Source organism: Stenotrophomonas sp. 22DLJC03 (assembly GCF_056861405.1).
The window spans coordinates 215,623-233,547 of the sequence record NZ_JBSPUG010000001.1; the positions used below are offsets into that span (position 1 = coordinate 215,623).

16 protein-coding genes are annotated in these 17,925 nt (G+C 65.9%); 8 read left to right on the top strand and 8 right to left on the bottom strand.

The window, feature by feature from the left end; translation table 11 throughout:
- Positions 1-23: 23 nt before the first annotated feature.
- Positions 24-962 (bottom strand): electron transfer flavoprotein subunit alpha/FixB family protein, encoded by a 939-nt coding sequence (locus AC13GA_RS00975; protein WP_253077849.1) that lies wholly within the window; start codon positions 960-962, stop codon positions 24-26.
- Positions 962-1,708, bottom strand: coding sequence for an electron transfer flavoprotein subunit beta/FixA family protein (locus AC13GA_RS00980; RefSeq protein WP_012509979.1), 747 nt, complete (start codon positions 1,706-1,708; stop codon positions 962-964). The genes AC13GA_RS00975 and AC13GA_RS00980 overlap by 1 nt, the downstream gene beginning before the upstream one ends.
- A gap of 373 nt (positions 1,709-2,081) precedes the next feature.
- Between AC13GA_RS00980 and AC13GA_RS00985 the strand changes: the two genes are divergently transcribed.
- From AC13GA_RS00985 to rfbD, 5 genes are all read left to right on the top strand, one after another.
- A complete protein-coding gene (locus AC13GA_RS00985) occupies positions 2,082-2,873 on the top strand; it encodes a class I SAM-dependent methyltransferase (protein ID WP_253077847.1) in 792 nt (263 codons plus the stop codon).
- Between the two features lie 117 nt (positions 2,874-2,990).
- Positions 2,991-4,046, top strand: coding sequence for a dTDP-glucose 4,6-dehydratase (gene rfbB / locus AC13GA_RS00990; protein WP_253077846.1), 1,056 nt, complete (start codon positions 2,991-2,993; stop codon positions 4,044-4,046).
- A 14-nt stretch (positions 4,047-4,060) separates the two neighbouring features.
- Complete coding sequence (rfbA, locus tag AC13GA_RS00995; RefSeq protein ID WP_253077845.1) at positions 4,061-4,948, top strand: glucose-1-phosphate thymidylyltransferase RfbA; 888 nt, start codon at positions 4,061-4,063, stop codon at positions 4,946-4,948.
- The gene (gene rfbC, locus AC13GA_RS01000; RefSeq protein WP_004141806.1) at positions 4,945-5,502 is read left to right on the top strand and encodes a dTDP-4-dehydrorhamnose 3,5-epimerase; all 558 of its coding nucleotides are present in this window, start codon (positions 4,945-4,947) and stop codon (positions 5,500-5,502) included. The genes rfbA and rfbC overlap by 4 nt, the downstream gene beginning before the upstream one ends.
- A complete protein-coding gene (rfbD, locus tag AC13GA_RS01005; RefSeq protein WP_482997378.1) occupies positions 5,499-6,395 on the top strand; it encodes a dTDP-4-dehydrorhamnose reductase in 897 nt (298 codons plus the stop codon). The genes rfbC and rfbD overlap by 4 nt, the downstream gene beginning before the upstream one ends.
- A 73-nt stretch (positions 6,396-6,468) precedes the next feature.
- Here rfbD and AC13GA_RS01010 read toward each other — a convergent pair whose 3' ends face one another.
- The 3 genes from AC13GA_RS01010 to AC13GA_RS01020 all read right to left on the bottom strand — a co-directional run bounded on the left by AC13GA_RS01010 (position 6,469) and on the right by AC13GA_RS01020 (position 11,952).
- Positions 6,469-7,872, bottom strand: coding sequence for a mannose-1-phosphate guanylyltransferase/mannose-6-phosphate isomerase (locus tag AC13GA_RS01010; protein WP_482997379.1), 1,404 nt, complete (start codon positions 7,870-7,872; stop codon positions 6,469-6,471).
- A gap of 12 nt (positions 7,873-7,884) precedes the next feature.
- Positions 7,885-9,231, bottom strand: a complete 1,347-nt coding sequence (locus AC13GA_RS01015; protein WP_046983189.1) for a phosphohexomutase domain-containing protein — start codon at positions 9,229-9,231, stop codon at positions 7,885-7,887.
- Positions 9,232-9,327: 96 nt separating this feature from the next.
- Positions 9,328-11,952 (bottom strand): DEAD/DEAH box helicase, encoded by a 2,625-nt coding sequence (locus AC13GA_RS01020; RefSeq protein ID WP_482997380.1) that lies wholly within the window; start codon positions 11,950-11,952, stop codon positions 9,328-9,330.
- 172 nt (positions 11,953-12,124) lie between these two features.
- Here AC13GA_RS01020 and AC13GA_RS01025 point away from each other — a divergent pair, with 172 nt between their 5' ends.
- Complete coding sequence (locus tag AC13GA_RS01025) at positions 12,125-12,856, top strand: CoA transferase subunit A (RefSeq protein WP_046983187.1); 732 nt, start codon at positions 12,125-12,127, stop codon at positions 12,854-12,856.
- Position 12,857: 1 nt separating this feature from the next.
- Entirely contained in the window at positions 12,858-13,490 is a 633-nt protein-coding gene (locus tag AC13GA_RS01030; protein WP_046983186.1) for a CoA transferase subunit B, read from the top strand.
- 37 nt (positions 13,491-13,527) lie between these two features.
- On the opposite strand, the gene AC13GA_RS01035 is transcribed toward AC13GA_RS01030, so the two are convergent.
- Positions 13,528-15,576: a glycoside hydrolase family 99-like domain-containing protein gene (locus AC13GA_RS01035; RefSeq protein ID WP_253077841.1), complete on the bottom strand. Its 2,049-nt coding sequence runs from the start codon at positions 15,574-15,576 to the stop codon at positions 13,528-13,530.
- A 118-nt stretch (positions 15,577-15,694) separates the two neighbouring features.
- Between AC13GA_RS01035 and AC13GA_RS01040 the strand changes: the two genes are divergently transcribed.
- Positions 15,695-16,282, top strand: coding sequence for an alpha-ketoglutarate-dependent dioxygenase AlkB family protein (locus AC13GA_RS01040; protein ID WP_482997381.1), 588 nt, complete (start codon positions 15,695-15,697; stop codon positions 16,280-16,282).
- Positions 16,283-16,358: 76 nt separating this feature from the next.
- Here the strand turns inward: AC13GA_RS01040 and AC13GA_RS01045 are convergent, their stop codons facing one another.
- A complete protein-coding gene (locus AC13GA_RS01045; protein ID WP_046983183.1) occupies positions 16,359-17,000 on the bottom strand; it encodes an ABC-type transport auxiliary lipoprotein family protein in 642 nt (213 codons plus the stop codon).
- The gene (locus AC13GA_RS01050) at positions 16,997-17,923 is read right to left on the bottom strand and encodes an MlaD family protein (protein ID WP_046983182.1); all 927 of its coding nucleotides are present in this window, start codon (positions 17,921-17,923) and stop codon (positions 16,997-16,999) included. The genes AC13GA_RS01045 and AC13GA_RS01050 overlap by 4 nt, the downstream gene beginning before the upstream one ends.
- Positions 17,924-17,925 lie beyond the last annotated feature (2 nt).

Genomic DNA, 17,925 nt, shown 5'->3' on the forward strand with positions numbered 1-17,925 from the left:
GTGCAAGCGTCATGCGAGGGCGCTCAGAGTGCCTTTTCAAGTTCCGGCAGGATCGCAAACAGATCCCCTACCAGACCGATATCGGCAATCTCGAAGATCGGCGAATCCGCGTCCTTGTTGATCGCAACAATGGTGCCGGCATCCTTGATGCCGGTCAGATGCTGGATCGCACCGCTGATGCCAACGGCCACATACAGTTCCGGCGCGATGATCTTGCCGGTCTGGCCGACCTGCAGGTCGCTGGGGACGTAGCCTGCGTCGACCGCGGCACGCGAGGCACCCACGGCGGCACCGAGCTTGTCGGCCAGCTGGAAGATGACCTTGAAGTTCTCTTCCGAACCGACACCACGGCCGCCGGAGACCACGCGCTTGGCGCTCTGCAGGTCCGGGCGGTCGCTGGCACCGGCGGCGAGACCGACGAAGCGGGTGTGGGTCGGCAGGGCAGCATCGACGCTGGCCGCTTCGATGGCGGCGCTGCCGCCCTGGGCGGCTTCCGGCCACGAGGCGGCACGCACGGTCGCGACCACGATCTGGTCGGCCGGGGCTTCGACGGTGATGATCGCGTTGCCGGCGTAGATCGGGCGCTTGAAGGTGTGGCTGCCTTCGACGCTCATCAGGTCGGAGACCTGGTTGACGCCGAGCAGGGCGGCCACGCACGGCATCAGGTCCTTGCCGAAGGTGGTCGACGGGCCGAACACGTGGCTGTAGCCCTTGGCCAGCTGCGCGATCTGCGGGGCCAGCACCTGGGCCAGGGCCTGGGCATTGGCGGCGTTGGCCACGGTCAGGACCTTGGCGACGCCGGCAATCTTCGCCGCTTCAGCGGCAACGGCGGCCGGGTCGGCGGCCAGCACCAGCACGTCGATGCTGGCACCGGCGATGGCGGTGGCGGCGCTGACGGTCTTGGCGGTGGCGGCGTTGAGCTTGCCGTCGTGGTGCTCGGCGATGACGAGAATCCTGCTCATTACAGCAACCCCTTCTGCTTGAGTGCGGCAACCAGTTCGGCCGCGTCCTTGACCATCACACCCTTGCTGCGCTTGGACGGCGCGGCGTACTGGGTGGTCTTGAAGGTGTCGGCGGCTTCAACGCCGAGGTCGGCCAGCTGCAGGGTCTCCAGCGGCTTGGCCTTGGCCTTCATGATGTCTGGCAGCTTGATGAAGCGCGGTTCGTTCAGGCGCAGATCGGTGGTGACCACGGCCGGCAGATCCACTTCCAGCGTTTCCAGGCCGGCGTCGACTTCACGGGTCACCGTGGCCTTGCCATCGGCAATTTCAAGCTTGCTGGCGAAGGTCGCCTGCGGGCGGCCCCAGAGCGTGGCCAGCATCTGGCCGGTCTGGTTGGCGTCGTCATCAATGGCCTGCTTGCCAAGGATCACCAGGTCCGGCTGTTCCTTTTCGATCAGCTTGAGCAGGGTGCGCGACGCGGTCAGCGGCTGGATGGCCTGGTCGGTGACGACGTGGATGGCACGGTTTGCGCCCATGGCCAGGCCGTTGCGCAGGTGCGCCTGGGCGTCGGCCGGGGCGATGGTGGCAACCACGACTTCGCTGGCGATGCCCTTGTCGCGCAGGCGCAGGGCTTCTTCCAGGGCGATTTCATCGAAGGGGTTGGGGGACAGCTTGACGCCGTCGGTGACCACGCCGGAACCGTCCGGCTTGACCTGAATGCGGACGTTGTAGTCCACCACGCGCTTGTACGCGACGAGGATTTTCATCTGGTACGGGGTCCTTCAGTAACAGGGAGAACGTCCGGTCCTGCAACAGCAACCGGTTCGGGGGTGGGACCCCGATTCTAGCTGGCTTGGGGGGACCATGCGAATGCGTATGGTCTGATGGGGCGGCTGTCCGGGGATTGGCGTGTTGCAAGTGCAGCACGCCGGTGCGGGTTCGGGCGCTATGCTCCGGCAGTCATTGAAGCCACGTGATGTTTCCCGGACCTGGGGAGAGCAGGTCAGAAAGCGTCAGAATCTGGAGATGATGTCGATGGGATTCGATCAATGCCCTGCTTGTCAGGGCCCCCTTCAGTCGGGGTTGCAGTCCTGGCACCTGCAGTGCAGCCGGTGCAGTTACGAGGGAAGCTCCCTGGCGGTGGATATCGATGTGCAGGGCGATCGCGAGGTTCTGGACGAGGCGCTTCGTGAGGAGGGATTGAGCGATCTGCGGCAGCGCAACTTTGCCGTGCTCGCCGAGGAGCTGGTGGCGCGCTTCCCGCAGCGTGCGGATGGGCGTCCTCGGCTGTTGGATGTCGGCTGTGCCCACGGCTGGTTCCTGCAGGCCACGGAGGGCCATTTCGAAGTGATGGGCATCGAGCCGGACGCCCGCGTCGCCGATTCGGCCGCCGCGCGTGGCCTGCCTGTGCGCCGGGGGTTCTTCCCGGACGTGCTGCAGGCGGATGAGCGGTTTGACGTGATCGTCTTCAACGATGTCATGGAACACATCCCCGATATCGTGTCGGCGATGCAGGCCTGCGCCGAGGTCCTTCGCCCCGGGGGCGTGGTGGTGATCAATGCACCGGCACGCACGGGCGTGCTCTACCGGGTCGCGCGGGTGATGGCGCGGATGGGGGCACCTGCCAGCTTCGAGCGGTTGTGGCAGAAGGGGTTCCCGTCGCCACACGTGCATTATCTGGACGACGGCAGCATGCGCGCGATTGGTGCCCGCACCGGTTTGAGGCTGCTGCACGCCCGTACGCTGCCTTCTCTGAGCGTGAAAGGTCTGTATGCGCGCATCCGCTACGACCGGTCGGTGTCGGCGGCCAAGGCCATGGCGCTCACGGCCGCGTTGAGCGTGCTCGCGCCGGTGATGCGGCTGCTGCCTGCGGACATCAAGGTCTGGATGCTGCAGGCCGAGTCTGACCCCGCTGGCGGGATGGCCGGCTAGCGCCTGTTCATTCAGGTGTTGGGGGGGCGAGCGGCTGGGCATGTATCCTTGGCGGTCAACGTGCGGCGGGTTGCAGACGCAGCCCGCAGATTTGCCCACTTCAAGGAGATGCCTTTCGTGCCCACATGGCTTGTCACCGGCGGCGCCGGATTCATTGGCGGTAACTTCGTTCTCGAGGCAGTTGCCCGCGGCGTAAAGGTCATCAACCTCGATGCGCTGACCTACGCCGGCAACCTGAAGACCCTGTCCGGCCTCGAAGGCAATGCGAACCATGTGTTCGTGCAGGGTGACATCGGCGACAGCGCCCTGGTCACCCGCCTGTTGGCCGAACACCGGCCGGATGCCGTGGTGAACTTCGCTGCCGAAAGTCATGTCGACCGTTCCATCGACGGCCCGGGCGCGTTCATCCAGACCAACGTGGTGGGCACCCTGGGCCTGTTGGAAGCGGTGCGGGATTACTGGAAGACGCTGCCGGCCGAGCAGGGCGCGGCGTTCCGTTTCCTGCATGTGTCCACCGACGAGGTGTACGGCACGCTGGGTGAGACCGGCAAGTTCAGCGAAACCACCCCGTATGCGCCCAATTCGCCGTATTCGGCGTCCAAGGCCGCGTCGGACCACTTGGTGCGTGCGTTCCACCACACCTACGGGCTGCCGGTGCTGACCACCAACTGCTCCAACAACTATGGCCCGTACCATTTCCCGGAGAAGTTGATCCCGCTGGTGATCGCCAAGGCACTGGCCGGTGAGCCGTTGCCGGTGTACGGCGATGGCAAGCAGGTGCGCGACTGGCTGTTCGTGTCCGACCATTGCGAAGCGATCCGCACGGTGCTGGGCAAGGGCCAGGTCGGCGAGACCTACAACGTTGGCGGCAACTCGGAAAAGCAGAACATCGAGGTGGTGCAGGCGATCTGTTCCCTGCTGGACCAGCGCCGCCCGCGCGAGGATGGCCAGCCGCGCAGCAGCCAGATCACGTATGTTGCAGACCGTCCCGGTCATGACCGCCGCTATGCGATCGATGCTTCCAAGCTGAAGAACGACCTGGGCTGGGAGCCGGCCTATACGTTCGAGCAGGGCATCACCTTCACCGTCGACTGGTACCTGGACAACCAGGAATGGGTCAACGGCGTGCTGGATGGCAGCTACCGCCTGCAGCGCATCGGCACCACGGCCTGAACCCGGGAGACAACATGACGCAGCGCAAGGGCATCATCCTCGCCGGTGGCTCCGGCACCCGGCTGTATCCGATCACCAAGGGCGTCAGCAAACAGCTGCTGCCGGTGTACGACAAGCCGATGATCTACTACCCGCTCAGCGTGCTGATGCTGGCGGGCATCCGTGAAGTGCTCATCATCAATACCCCGCACGAGCAGGCGCTGTTCCAGCAGCTGCTGGGTGATGGTTCGCAGTGGGGCATGGACATCCAGTACGCGGTGCAGCCGAGTCCGGATGGCCTGGCCCAGGCCTACCTGATCGGCCGCGACTTCGTCGCCGGCAAGCCAAGCTGCCTGGTGCTGGGTGACAACATCTTCCACGGCCATGGCTTGCGTGAAGTGCTCAAGCGTGCAGATGAGCGCGACCACGGCGCCACTGTGTTCGGGTACTGGGTGAATGATCCGGAACGTTACGGCGTGGCCGAGTTCGACAAAAGTGGCAAGGTGATCGATCTGGTGGAAAAACCGGAAAATCCGCGCTCCAACTACGCGGTCACGGGCCTGTACTTCTATGACGGCAAGGCCAGCGATTACGCGGCCGAACTCACGCCGTCGCCGCGTGGCGAGCTGGAGATCACCGACCTCAACAAGCGCTATCTGCAGGAGGGCAATCTGCACCTGGAAGCGCTGGGCCGTGGCTACGCGTGGCTGGATACCGGCACCCACCAGTCGCTGCTGGAAGCGTCCAACTTCATCGAGACCATCCAGACCCGCCAGGGCCTGCAGGTCTGCTGCCCGGAAGAAATCGCGTTCGGCCAGGGCTGGATCGACGCAGAGCAGCTGGAAGCGTTGGCCGCACCGCTGATCAAGAACGGCTACGGCCAGTACCTGCATAAACTCGCTTTGCGTGGAGTGGTTCCGTGAAAGTAATTGAAACCAAGTTGCCCGGTTGTGTGGTGATCGAGCCGGCCGTGTTCGGCGATGCCCGCGGTTACTTCTTTGAAACGTGGAATGCCGAGCGTTTCGCCGCGCTGGGCCTGCCGGATCGCTTCGTGCAGAGCAACGTGTCCACCTCGGCGCAGGGCGTGCTGCGTGGTCTGCATTACCAGTGGCCGCGCCCGCAGGGCAAGCTGGTCAGCGTGCTGGAAGGCGAGGTCTACGACGTGGCCGTGGACATCCGCCGCGGCTCGCCGACCTTCGGCCAGTGGGAAGCGGTGGTGCTGAGTGCGGAAAACAAGAAGCAGTTCTGGATTCCGGAGGGCTTCGCCCACGGTTTCGCCGTGCTGTCCGAGCGTGCGGTGTTCAGCTACCTGTGCACCGAGGTCTACCTGAAGGACTTTGATGCCGGCGTGCGCTGGAACGATGCCGACATTGCCGTGGACTGGCCGGTCAGCGCGCCGACCTTGTCGGCCAAGGACGAGAACGCGCCGTTCCTGAAGGACATCGCTGAAGATCGCTTGCCGGTCTACGTGCCATGACCGTTCTGGTGTTCGGTGGCAATGGCCAGGTCGGTCAGGAGCTGCTGCGTGCGCTGGCGCCGCTGGGTGAAGTGGTTGCCACCACCCGCAGTGGTCAGTTGCCTGATGGCGGCGCCTGCGAGGTGGCTGATTTCGGCCAGCCCGACACTCTGCCGGCCCTGCTGGACCGCCTGCAGCCGTCGCTGGTGGTGAACGCTGCGGCCTATACCGCAGTCGATCGTGCCGAGCAGGACACGAAGGCCGCCTTCGCCGCCAATGCGGAGGCGCCGGGCGTGATCGCGCGCTGGTGTGCGGCGCACGGCGTGCCGTTCGTGCATTACTCCACCGACTACGTGTTCGATGGCCAAGGCAGCGCGCCCTACCCCGAAGATGAGCCGACCGCGCCGCTGGGTGTGTATGGCACCAGCAAGCGCGATGGCGAAGATGCGGTGCGTTCGGCCGGTGGCCGCCACCTGATCTTCCGCACGGCGTGGGTATATGCCTCACATGGCGCCAATTTCCTGCGCACGATGCTACGGGTGGGCGCCGAGCGCGACCAGCTGCGGGTGGTTGCTGATCAGATCGGCACGCCTACACCGGCCGCGCTGATTGCCGATGTCACTGCGCAGGCACTGCAGCATCCGGGGCAGCTGTCCGGTACCTGGCATCTGACGGCCAGCGGCCAGACCAGCTGGCATGGGTTTGCAGAGGCGATCTTCGCCGAGGCGCTGGCGACCGGTGTGTTGGCGAAGGTGCCGGCCGTCGAGGCGATTCCCAGTTCGGAGTATCCGACCCCGGCCAAGCGCCCGGCATGGTCGGTGCTGGACAACCGCAAGCTGCAGCAGGATTTCGGTATCGAACTGCCAACGTGGCAGGATGGACTGAAGCGGGTCATGGCAGAACTGACCCGCTGACGGTAGCGCCGGGCCATGCCCGGCGCATGCATTGAACCGCTGCGCTCGCCGGCCATGGGCCGGCGCTACCTCACTAGCTGCGCCCGTACGTATCCTCGAAACGCACGATGTCGTCTTCACCAAGGTAGCTGCCGGACTGCACTTCGATCAGCTCCAGCGGCAGCTTGCCCGGGTTGCGCAGGCGATGGGTCACGCCCAGCGGAATGTAGGTGCTCTGGTTCTCGCTGAGCAGGATCACCTCGTTGCCCCGGGTCACTTCTGCGGTGCCGCTGACCACGATCCAGTGCTCGGCACGATGGTGGTGCATCTGCAGGCTCAGCGTACCGCCGGGCTTGACCGTGATGCGCTTGACCTGGAAGCGCTCACCATTGTCGATCGAATCGTAGGCGCCCCACGGGCGGTAGACCTTGCGGTGCCACGTCGCTTCGCTGCGACCGTCGGCCTTCAGCTGCGCCACCACGGTCTTGACCTCCTGCATGCGGTCGGCCTTGCCGACCAGCACCGCATCGTCGGTCTCGACCACGATCACATCGTCCAGGCCGACCAACGCCACCAGGCGTTGCGCGTAGGCGTAGGTATTGCGGCAGTCGATGGCGATCACATCACCCTGGTGGGCGTTGCCGTCGCCGTCCTGCTGCGAGACATCGCGCAGTGCCGTCCACGAGCCGACATCGTTCCAGCCCGCGTCCAGCGGAATCACCACGGCGTCTGCGGTCTTTTCCATCACGGCATAGTCGATGGAATCGGAGGGGACGGTGGCGAACGCCTCCTTGTCGAGGCGGGTGAAATCCGAATCGCGACGGGCCTGCTGCCAGGCCTGGCGGCTGCTGGCCAGCATGTCGGGCTGGAAGCGCTCCAGTTCCTGCAGGTAGCGCGAGGCCTTGAACAGGAACATGCCGCTGTTCCAGTAATACTGGCCGCTGCTGACGTAACCGGTGGCGGTCTCAAGGTCGGGCTTTTCGACAAAGCGCTCGACCGCACGCAGACCTTGGCCATCAGCGGCCTTGATGTAGCCATAGCCGGTTTCCGGGCCGGTCGGCACGATGCCGAAGGTCACCAGCTTGCCGGCCTCGGCAGCGCTGGCTGCAGCCTGCACGACTGCGCGGAACGCGGCCTCATCGGTGATCACATGGTCCGAGGGCAGCACCAGCAGCAGCGCATCGGCGCTGTCACGGGTGGCCTCCAATGCTGCCACCGCGATGGCGGGCGCTGTATTGCGGCCCACCGGTTCAAGGATGATCGCGGCCGGTTCGGCACCCACCTGCTGCAGCTGCTCGGCAGCGACGAAGCGGTGTTCTTCGTTGGCGATCACCAGCGGGCCATGCGCAGCGATGGGTGCAACGCGCTGCCAGGTGGCCTGCAGCATCGTCAGCTCGCCCGCCAGTGGCAGAAACTGCTTCGGATAGGCCTCGCGCGAGAGCGGCCACAAGCGGGTTCCGGAACCACCGGAGAGGATGACGGGCTGGATGTTGCTCATGATCTTCCTTGATTACTGCTGGACAAGACGGGAAATTTCGTCGGTGCGCGCCTGCATCAACGCTGCGTCACCACGTGCCTCGACGTTCAGGCGCAGCAGCGGCTCGGTATTGGAGCTGCGCAGGTTGAAGCGCCAGTCGCCGAAATCGGCACTGATGCCGTCGGTGTGGTCCAGTACCGGCGCTTGCGCCGCGAAGTGCGCCATGACGCGTGCCACGGCGGCCTTGGCATCTGCAACCTTGAAGTTGATCTCGCCACTGCAGGGATAGGCCGCCATGCGGTCCTCCACCCAGTCGGCCAGCGACCGTCCACTTTCCGAGACGAGCTGCGCGATCAGCAGCCACGGGATCATGCCGGAGTCGGCATAGGCGAATTCGCGGAAGTAGTGGTGGGCGCTCATCTCGCCGCCATACACCGCATCCTCGGCGCGCATCTTTTCCTTGATGAAAGCGTGGCCGCTCTTGCACAGCACCGGCACGCCGCCTGCCTGCTCCACCATTTCCACGGTGTTCCAGACCAGGCGCGGGTCATGCACGACCTTGCCGCCCGGATTGCGCGCGAGGATGGCCTTGGCCAGCAGCCCGACCAGGTAGTAGCCCTCGATGAAACGCCCGCTGTGGTCGAAGAAGAAGCAGCGGTCGAAGTCGCCGTCCCAGGCGATGCCGAAGTCGGCGCCGTGCTCGCGAACGGCTTCAGCGGTGGCGGCACGGTTCTCCGGCAGCAGCGGGTTGGGAATACCGTTGGGGAAGTTGCCATCGGGTTCATGGCAGATGCGGATGAACTCGAACGGCAGGTGCGGGGCCAGCAGGTCGACGATGGCACCGGCGCCACCATTGCCCGCATTGACCACCAGCTTCAGCGGCTTGAGCTTGGCGGCGTCGACGTAGCTCAGCAGATGCTGGATATAGGCGCTCTTGTCATGCTGGGCGGTCTGCCCGGCGCGCGGCGGCTGGGCCTCGGACGCATCGGCGGCGACCGCATCGGAGATCGCGAACAGGCCGGTATCGGAGCTGATCGGACGGGCATTCTCCTTGACCAGCTTCATGCCGTTGTAATCCATCGGGTTGTGGCTGGCGGTCACCATCACGCCGCCGGCCGCGCCGAGGTGATCGGTCTGGAAGTAGACCTCTTCGGTGCCGCACAGCCCGATGTCGATCACTTCGCGACCCACGCCACGCAGGCCCGATGCCAGCGCATCCTGCAGCGCCGGGCTGGTCAGGCGAACGTCGTGGCCAAGCACCACCGGACCGGGAGCGAGCTGCGCAGCCAGGGCGACACCAATGCGGCGGGCCAACTCTTCGTTCAGTTCTTCCGGCACACGGCCGCGGATATCGTAGGCCTTGAAGGCGGGCAGGGGCATCGATCAGATCCTTTGTGAGCTCAGTCTTTCATTGTAGCGCCCGACCCGTATGGGAATCGTTTCCATCAGGCAACGCCAGGTGACTGATGTTCGATATCAGGCCTGCGCTGGCCGCCTGCCGGCCCGGCCAGGGCGTTTGGCCGGTGCGCCCGGCAACGGTGCCAGCAGCGCCTGCACGTCCTCTTCGCTGAAACGTGGTCCGGCGCTGCCGCCGCCTTCAAGAATCGATTCGGCCAGCATCGCCTTGCGCTCCTGCAGCTCGGCGATCCGCTCTTCGATGCTACCGGCGGCAATCAGCCGGTAGACGAAGACCGGCTGCTGCTGGCCGATGCGATGGGCACGGTCACTCGCCTGGTTCTCGGCGGCCGGATTCCACCAGGGATCGAAGTGGATGACGGTGTCGGCAGCGGTCAGGTTCAGCCCCACGCCACCGGCCTTCAGGCTGATCAGGAACAGCGGCACTTCGCCCTGCATGAAACGCTGTACTGGCGTGACCCGGTCCTGGGTATCGCCGGTCAGGGTCACATAGGCCAGGCCCAGCCCGTCGAGCGCCTGCGCGATCAGCGCCAGCATGCCGGTGAACTGCGAGAACAACAGGATGCGGCGACCTTCCTCGACCATCGACGGCAGCATCTCACGCAACAGTTCCAACTTGGCCGAACCGGCATTGCGTGCCGGCGTTTCGCCCGGCAGCAGACGCGGATCGCAGCAGACCTGGCGCAGCTTCAGCAGCGCATCCAGTACCCTGATGTGGCTGCGTGCCAGTCCGCTGTCGCTGATCGCCTCGCGGACCTGCTTCTCCATCGCCGCACGCACGGTTTCATAGAGATCACGCTGCCCGCCCTCCATCGTTACCGCACGGGTGATGAGGGTCTTTGGTGGCAGCTCGGCAGCCACCTGGTCCTTGCGCCGGCGCAGGATGAAAGGGCGCAGCCGCTGTGCCAGCAGCTGGGCACGGCGCTGGTCGCTGCCGCGTTCGATGGGGTGGCGCCAATGCTGGTTGAACTGCTTTTCGCTGCCGAGCAGCCCGGGCAGCAGGAAGTCGAACTGCGTCCACAATTCGCCCAGATGGTTCTCCAGCGGCGTACCGGTCAGGCATAGACGGTGGCGGGCCCGCAGCGTGCGCAGCGTGACTGCCGCACGTGATTTCGGGTTCTTCACCTGCTGCGCCTCATCCAGGATCAGCAGATGGTAGGAGTGCGCCTGCAATGCCTGCTCGTCGCGCCACAGCAGGGGATAGGTGGTGAGCACGAGGTCATGTGCGGGAATCGCGTCGAACAGCGTCTCGCGGGCCGGTCCGTGCAGGGTCAGCACGCGCAGGTCCGGGGTGAAGCGTGCCGCTTCGCTCTGCCAGTTGTGCAGCAGCGAGGTCGGCACCACCAGCAGCGCCGGCCGGTCCAGACGGCCGCTTTCCTTTTCGACCAGCAGATGGGCCAGGGTCTGCAGGGTCTTGCCCAGCCCCATGTCATCGGCCAGTACGCCGCCCAGCCCCTGCTGGCGCAGGTACTGCAGCCACGACAGGCCTTCCAGCTGGTAGGGGCGCAGCGTAGCGTGCAGCCCTTTGGGGGGCGGTACCGCGGCCATGGCCGGCGCATTCAGCAGGCGCTGCACGCGCGCACGGGTATCGTCGCTGGCGTGCAGGCGCAGCTGGGCGGCTTCCTGCAGTGCCTGCAGGCGGCCGCGGTCATGTGCCTGCAGGCGCAGGGATTGTCCAGAGTCGCTGAACAGATCCGCCAGCAGCGCGATCACCGGTTTCAGGCGACCCGCCCGCAAGGCGAGGCGTTCATTGTCCGCCGTCGTCAGCAGCACGTTTTCGTCATCGCTGATCGCATCCAGCTGGCCGCGCAGCCAGCGTGGATCCGATTGCAGTACGGCCTGCAACAACGGAACCAGCGCGACGCTGCGGCCATCGACCTCGATGGTCAGGGCCAGGTCGAACGTGGCGCTGTCGGCCGGCGCCGCCTGCAGGTCCAGATCAATCTGGTCTACGCGGAAGATGCGATGGCGGAAGGCATCGTCGGTCTCCATCTTCCAGCCCAGTGCCTCCAGCCGCAGCACGTCCTCCAAAAGGAAGCGGGTCCAGTCGAAACTGCGCAGCTCGAACAGTGGCCCGCCACCATCCAGCGCGATGCGCGGTTGCCGTTCGCGGTGCAGGTGCACGCTGTGAAGTTCAGTTTCCCGCCGTGCCTCCTCGTGCAGGTCACGCGGCAGCAGGTAGAGCTGTCCCTCGGCGTCATGCACGAACAGCGACGGGTCATCGAGAAAGCGCACGTGCTCGTCGTACTCGAAGGCGACGGTAGCGACGTCCAGCCACTGCGAGGCATCGCGCTCGGTGAGCCAGGCAGGACGGTATTCCATGCTGTGCAGATGGAGAATAGGCGTCATCGCCTGGATCTGCAGGGTAGGCAGTGTCGGATGGGCGGCCGGACGCAGCGAGCCGCTGTCTCCCTCCAATGAGGTCTCCAGTGCAGCCAGCAGCACGGCGGCAACATGCTCGCATTGACCTCCCGCAGGACAGGTGCAGCGACTCTGCAGGGGGCTATGCGGTGTGCGGGCACTGGCTTCCAGGTCGATCATCACCTGCCGGGCTTCGACCTGCGCGGTCAGCAGCGGCGCCCTGTAGCCCAGTTCACGCACTGCCGATACGCGTTGTCTGCCCTTTTCCAGTGTCCCCGCATCCAGCCAGCGGGACAGTTCCCCTCCGGTGAATACTTCGGCCATGCGTCGTCCTGTCCTCTCCATCTGCCGCAGGCGTTGCCCGGGGCACGCAAGCGGGGAAGGGGACATTCTACGGATTGGCAGCCCGTCATGCCGAGTCATGCTGCGGCGCATCCCAGCCGGTAACGGGTGTGCCGCTAGAATGGCGGGATTCTCACCGGGTAGGGCAGTAGAGATGCAGCAATCGACTTCCAGCAGCACGCGCAGCAAGCGTTTCGCCTCTGCGGCAGATGCACTGCAGGGTGTGATCGCCGATGGCCAGACCCTGGCCGTGGGCGGCTTCGGCCTGTGTGGCATTCCCGAGGCGCTGATCGCCGCGCTGCGCGACAGTGGCGCCAAGGGCCTGACCGTGATCTCAAACAATGCCGGCGTTGACGGCTTCGGCCTCGGGCAGCTGCTGGAAACCCGGCAGATCAGGAAGATGATCTCGTCCTACGTGGGCGAGAACAAGGAATTCGAGCGCCAGTTCCTGGCCGGCGAGCTGGAGCTGGAATTCAATCCGCAGGGCACCCTGGCCGAGCGCCTGCGTGCCGGCGGCGCGGGCATCCCGGCGTTCTTCACCGCCACCGGGTACGGCACCGTGGTGGCCGAAGGCAAGGAAACCCGCGAGTTCGACGGCAAGCACTACGTGATGGAGACCGCGCTGCGTGCCGACGTGGCGCTGGTCAAGGCGTGGAAGGCCGACGAGGCTGGCAACCTGGTGTTCCGCAAGACCGCACGCAACTTCAATCCGGCCTGCGCGATGGCCGGCAAGGTCTGCATCGTGGAAGTGGAAGAGGTAGTGCCGGTCGGCGCGATCGATCCCGACCAGGTGCACCTGCCGGGCATCTACGTGCACCGGATCGTGCACAACCCCACCCCCGAAAAACGTATCGAACAGCGCACCATCCGCGCGGAGGGCAACTGACATGGCGTGGACCCGCGATGAAATGGCGGCACGCGCCGCCCGCGAACTGACCGACGGTGCATACGTGAACCTGGGCATCGGCCTGCCGACCCTGGTTGCCAACCATATTCCCGAAGGCGTGGACGTGTGGCTGCAGTCGGAAAACGGCCTGCTTGGCATCGGTCCGTTCCCGACCGAAGCCGAGGTCGACGCCGACCTGATCAACGCCGGCAAGCAGACCGTCACCGCGCGTGCCGGCGCCAGCTACTTCGGCAGCCACGACAGCTTCGCGATGATCCGCGGTGGCCACGTCAACCTGGCCATCCTCGGCGCCATGCAGGTCACCGACAAGGGCGACCTGGCCAACTGGATGGTGCCCGGCAAGATGGTCAAGGGCATGGGCGGGGCGATGGACCTGGTAGCTGGCGTACAGCGCGTGGTGGTGCTGATGGAGCACACCGCCAAGAACGGCGAACACAAGATCCTCGCCGAATGCACGCTGCCGCTGACCGGTGTGGGCGTGGTCGACCGCATCATCACCGACCTGGCTGTGTTCGACGTGACTGACCAGGGCCTGTTGCTGGTGGAAGCGGCACCGGGCGTCAGCGATGACGAGCTGAAGGAAAAGACCGGGGTCGCGTTCCAGCGCGGCTGATCGATACGGGGAGGGGGGCGTTGTGCCCCCTTCATCCTCAGCTGCGTCGGGCGTAGGCGTACTCGTCGCTGCTGGCATCGGCCTCGCCGAGGCACGCTGCGGCTGTCGTGACGCGCAGTCCGGCGTGTTCACAGCAGGCGCCCAGCACACGTTCAATGGCATGGGCCAGCGTTCCGTCGATCTGGCCCTTCTCGTCCTCGAACGCGCTGCGATGCAGATGCGCGTCCAGCAATGGACGCAGGGCCTGCAGCCGCCACCAGCCCATGCTGCCGGCGCCAAATTGACTGGCGTCCTCTGGTGTTTCCAGCCCAAGTCGCGCCTGCAGTCGTGCCAATGCGGGACCATTGCCGCCCACGAAGGCGGCGACGGGCAACAGATGTCCTTCGGCGACCACCATGCCCAGTGCGGGGTCGGCCTGGAACGCGGCATGGATGCGTGCGGCACGTCCGCCCTGTACCAGTCGTTGCAGTAGTTCCTGCCGCCACTGGTCGCCATCGGCGCGATGGGTCGAACGCTTCGTGTGGAGTTTCAGCACCACATCGTGATCAGCCTGCAGCAGCCGTTCGGAGACCTCAAGGAACGGAAGAATGTCGCGACCATGGTTATCTACGGCGATGACCTCACCCTGCAGCCCATGTGCCACAAGAGCCTGCCTGGCCAGATCCACCTGTTGTGCCGGCGTAGTCACCACGATTGTCCAGTCGAGGGCGGCCTCGCGCAGTGCGGACAATACCTCCGGCAGCGTTTCCAGATACCAGGCGTGGAGATGTACTGCCGGTTTCTGACGCAGTGCCGGAGCAGGCGCCAGCGCATCGCGGGTGGCCTGCAGCCAGGCATGGCCCAGCCGCGCATCCGGTTCCAGCACGGCGCCTTCTGCCCATTCGTTCCAGGCGTTGATGAAGACCATGCGCTGCGCCTGCGGTGCAGCGGACAGGCGCTCATGGATCGTGGTGCGCAGCCAGTCGCGATAACCGCGCGGTGATGCATGCAGGTAGACGCGGCCGCGACCGGAGCGACGCGCCTCATTGTCCCAGCCGGGGTTCACGCCAGGGTAGAGCGGATAGTCTGGCAGCGGCCGTGATGCGATCTCGGTGGCCAGTTCGCGCCAGTCGCGGACATCGCCATTGAAGGCCGGATTGAGCAACCATTGCTGCGCTGACAGGGAGCGCGGATTGCTCATGTTCGGCGGGAACTCTACTGCCGCATCGAAGCCGATGTCGCGGGGATCCGGGCGCTCGAAGCCCTGCACGTACGCCAGATGGATTTCGCCGACGCCATTGTCGCGGCACCAGCGGCGCCAGCGCTCGGTGGTCGCCCGGGCGTCGGGCAGCAGGTGCGGGCGATAGACCAGCAGCATTGGCCGGCCCTCGACCTTCAATGCGCGGCGGTCGCGCAGGTAGGGCGCGACATGTGCGATGAAGGCCAGATCATCCTCGGCGCTGTGCTGCTGGCCGATCAGGATGTCCTCGTCGCGGCCGTCCCAGCGTCGTGCCCAGTTCTCGTTGGCCCAGCACAGGCAGAACGGCAGTTCGATGCTGTCGTCGGCCAGCCATTGGCGCAGCGGGTCCTCCATCAAAGTGCGGCCACTGAACCAGTAGTAGTAGAAGCAGAACGCGCCGATGCCGTACTCAGCTGCGAGGCGTGCCTGGTCCCGCATCACCTGAGGGTTGCGCAGGTCGTAGAAGCCCAGGTCTGCCGGCAGGCGCGGCTGGACGTGGCCCTCGAACTGAGGCAGCGCGCGGGTCACGTTGCGCCATTCGGTAAAGCCCTTGCCCCACCAAGCGTCATTCTCGGGAAATGTGTGGAACTGCGGCAGGTAGAACGCGACCAGCGTCGCCGGCAAAGGAGACGGCAAGGTCGCCTCACGCCATGGCACGTGGCCGATCGCCGGCTCGTCTGCACGCCAGCGCAGCTGGGCGCTGGCGCCGGTGCCCCCCTCAGCCTGCTGGCCCTTGGGTGGCGGCGGTACCCAGTCGCCATGCCGCGCCAACAGCCGGGTGCGCAGCCGGTCACGCTGCGCCTGTGGCAGCGGCAAGGCCCGGAACATGGCGCGCAGCAACGGGAACAGCGATTGGCGTACGCTCATCGGGCTGGGCCCCACGAAAGGGGGCAAGCGGACGGCATCAGCATCTGGGCAATGGTCATGGGGCCATTTTCGGTGCTGGCGGTCATGACAGCAAACGCCGGCGTGCTAGCGTGTGGCCATGCTGTTCCCAGATGACCTGCCCGATGCCGACGTCCAGCACCTGCCGGGCTGGCTGGCCGCAGCCGATGCCGATCGGCTCCTGACCGCGCTGCAGGCCGAAGTCCCGTGGGAGGTCCACCGGATCCGCATGTTCGGCAACTGGGTGGATTCGCCGCGGTTGAGTTGCTGGATCGGCGATCCGCAGGCGCGCTACCGCTATTCCGGTGCTGAATTCGTGCCGCACCCCTGGCCGCTGTCGCTACAGGGTGTGCGTGAGCATCTGGAAACCAAAGGCATCGGCCGCTTCAACAGCGTGCTGCTGAATCGCTATCGCGGCGGTGGCGACTACATGGGCTGGCACAGCGACGACGAGCCGGAGCTGGGGCCGGCGCCGCTGGTCGCCTCACTCAGCCTGGGCGCAGTGCGGCGGTTCCTGCTGCGCCGGCGCGATGACCCGGCGCGGAAGGCCGAATTCCTGCTTGGCCATGGCGACCTGCTGCTGATGGCCGGCCAGACCCAGCGCTTCTACCAGCATGCGTTGCCGAAGACGGCGCGGGTGCAGGGTGAGCGCATCAACCTGACCTTCCGCTGGATTACGCCGCGTTGACGAAGAAGGGGTCAGGTCCCTTTCCTGCCGGAAAGGGACCTGACCCCGTAACTCACGTGCCCGGCGAATGCGGCGATCAGCGCGCGATGGTCGGCTGGTCGGCCTGCCCGCTCTGCAGCGTCCAACCGACCACATCCTGCGCCAGCTGCTGCAGGCCACGTTCGAAGGCGGCGGTCACCGCCGGCACGTCGGTGCTGCCGACCGGCTGCGACTGGCGGAAGGTACGGTCAGCGACCACGCGCTGGTCGGCGACGTGGATCAGCTTGGCGTTGACCTCGATCACCACCGTCGGCGTCGCCTGGCCCTGGTAGTCCGATTCGAAACGGCGCACGTCGGTGGACAGCTTGTAGTCGGCACGGATGCCGGCGGTGCTGCGGGCCACGCCACGGATACGGCCGGAATCCTCGAAGCCGCGCAGCAGGGTGTCCTCGATCATGTCGGTGGCCGGCTGCGCCCAGCTGGCCCCCTTGTAGATCTCCAGCTGCGATGGCGTCGGCCGCACGTTGATGCGTGGGCTGTCGACCATGCGTGCGGCGCTGGGCTTGGCCAGCACCAGCTGCCAGCTGGCCTGCGGCCACGCCGGATCCGGCTTCACCTGCACGGACGGCGAATACAGCGTCACCGCGGTCTTTTCGCTGCTGCCGAGGATGGAGCAGCCGCCCAGCAGGGCGACCATCGAAGCGGCCAGCAGCAGGCGCGGAAGGGTGGTCGGGCTCATTGGGGTTCGAACTCCTTCGGGGCGTCGCGGCCAAGCAGGTAGCGCGCGGGGTTGTTCTCGAGGCGGTCGCTGACCCGGCGCAGGTCGCGGATCAGCCCGCGCAGTTCGGTCAGCGTCGGGCCCAGCTGGCCGAGGCCGTCGTTGGCAAAGCTGTTGATCGCGGCACGGTTCTCGCCAAGGATCGAATCGGCGTTGCCGGCGGCCGAGTCGAGCTTGACCAGGGTGCCGTCGAGCTTGTCGATGATGCCCGGCAGCTGCTGCACCAGGTTCTTGTCCAGCCGCTCGATGGTGCCGTTGGTGGTCTTCAGCGTGGTGTCGAGGCTGCGTGCGGCGTCACGCGCGCTGAGCAGCAGTGCCTGGGTGCCCTGGTCGCGGTCGGCCAGGCCGCCGCTGATGGTTTCCAGGTTGGCCAACGTTGCGTTGATCGACGCAACGTTGCGGTCGCTGAGGATCTGGTCCATGCGCTCGACAATGCGGTTGGCGACGTCGGTGATGTTCTGCAGGGCCGACGGCGTGGTCGGAATGATCGGCGCCGGGTCCTTGTTGACGGTGGTCAGTGCCGGCGACTGCGGCGTACCACCGCTGAGCTGGATGATCGACGGGCCGGTCAGGCTGGTGATCGCCAGCTTGGCACGGGTATCGGTCTTCACCGGCGTGTTGGAGTTCAGGCGTATGCGTGCCACCACCTGGCGCGGGTCGTCCGGTACCAGGTTCAGTTCGGTGATCGAGCCCACCGCGATGCCGTTGTACTGCACCGGGCTGCCCACCGACAGGCCGGTGACCGCCTCGCGGAACACCACGCGGTATTCCTGCCAGGTGCGGTCGGAGGAGTACTTGGCGGCCCACAGGCCGAAGGCCAGCAGGGCCAGGCCGGTGATCAGGGTGAACGCGCCGATCAGCACGTAGTTGGCTTTGGTTTCCATGG

Excerpts from the sequence above, each read along its gene's own strand:
- rfbD (WP_482997378.1), top strand. The coding sequence starts at position 5,499 with ATGACCGTTCTGGTGTTCGGTGGCAATGGCCAGGTCGGTCAGGAGCTG.
- AC13GA_RS00980 (WP_012509979.1), bottom strand. The coding sequence starts at position 1,708 with ATGAAAATCCTCGTCGCGTACAAGCGCGTGGTGGACTACAACGTCCGC.
- rfbA (WP_253077845.1), top strand. The coding sequence starts at position 4,061 with ATGACGCAGCGCAAGGGCATCATCCTCGCCGGTGGCTCCGGCACCCGG.
- AC13GA_RS01035 (WP_253077841.1), bottom strand. The coding sequence starts at position 15,576 with ATGAGCGTACGCCAATCGCTGTTCCCGTTGCTGCGCGCCATGTTCCGG.
- AC13GA_RS01020 (WP_482997380.1), bottom strand. The coding sequence starts at position 11,952 with ATGGCCGAAGTATTCACCGGAGGGGAACTGTCCCGCTGGCTGGATGCG.
- AC13GA_RS01010 (WP_482997379.1), bottom strand. The coding sequence starts at position 7,872 with ATGAGCAACATCCAGCCCGTCATCCTCTCCGGTGGTTCCGGAACCCGC.
- AC13GA_RS01040 (WP_482997381.1), top strand. The coding sequence starts at position 15,695 with ATGCTGTTCCCAGATGACCTGCCCGATGCCGACGTCCAGCACCTGCCG.
- AC13GA_RS01025 (WP_046983187.1), top strand. The coding sequence starts at position 12,125 with ATGCAGCAATCGACTTCCAGCAGCACGCGCAGCAAGCGTTTCGCCTCT.
- AC13GA_RS00975 (WP_253077849.1), bottom strand. The coding sequence starts at position 962 with ATGAGCAGGATTCTCGTCATCGCCGAGCACCACGACGGCAAGCTCAAC.
- AC13GA_RS01050 (WP_046983182.1), bottom strand. The coding sequence starts at position 17,923 with ATGGAAACCAAAGCCAACTACGTGCTGATCGGCGCGTTCACCCTGATC.
- AC13GA_RS01045 (WP_046983183.1), bottom strand. The coding sequence starts at position 17,000 with ATGAGCCCGACCACCCTTCCGCGCCTGCTGCTGGCCGCTTCGATGGTC.
- AC13GA_RS01030 (WP_046983186.1), top strand. The coding sequence starts at position 12,858 with ATGGCGTGGACCCGCGATGAAATGGCGGCACGCGCCGCCCGCGAACTG.
- AC13GA_RS01015 (WP_046983189.1), bottom strand. The coding sequence starts at position 9,231 with ATGCCCCTGCCCGCCTTCAAGGCCTACGATATCCGCGGCCGTGTGCCG.